Annotated in this window: 1 pseudogene; it reads right to left on the bottom strand. The window is 60.3% G+C overall.

The window, feature by feature from the left end:
• Window positions 1-272: 272 nt before the first annotated feature.
• A pseudogene (locus FJT57_RS17405) lies at window positions 273-515 on the bottom strand (hypothetical protein); the annotation flags it as partial.
• Between the last annotated feature and the right edge of the window lie 6 nt (window positions 516-521).

Genomic DNA, 521 nt, shown 5'->3' with positions numbered 1-521 from the left:
TGGAGTTTGAGCTTCGAGTCCAGCTCTTTGTTAGCGAACTCTTCGCCAGCATCCTGGAGCTGCGCCCAGTCGTCGGACATCGCAAAGTCCATGTTGGCCGGATCGATCTCGATAAACGCCTCCATCGCGCCGTCTTCACGCTGGATAGCACCAGCGCCCGGCCACGCCCGCTTGATGTTCGTGAGGTCCTGCGTTCGCTCGTCCGGCTTGAATGGCGTGTAGTTCGCGAGTCCGCCCTGGTTCCGCTCTGACTCGTTGGTACTCGTGTCGGCGTCGGCGGGCGCACTGAACGTGACCTGAGGCCGTTTGAGGTAGCGGTAGACGTCTTTGGTCCACGTCCAGGCGTTCAGGTGGGTTGGTGAGACGTAGATGACGGCGACGCCAAATCCAAGCCCGCCAGCGACGAACGGGAGGGCAAGCGACTCGATCCCGGTGAGGCCAGCGATAAACAGCCCAATAATGGGGAAGGCAATGAGCATGCCGACGTCTCCTTCCTCGATATTGAGATACGGGATGCGACT

Source organism: Halobellus captivus (assembly GCF_007655485.1).
Taxonomy (GTDB): Archaea; Halobacteriota; Halobacteria; order Halobacteriales; family Haloferacaceae; genus Haloquadratum; species Haloquadratum captivum.
Note: the sequence above shows the minus strand (reverse complement) of the source record. Positions and strands in the feature narration are given on the sequence as shown.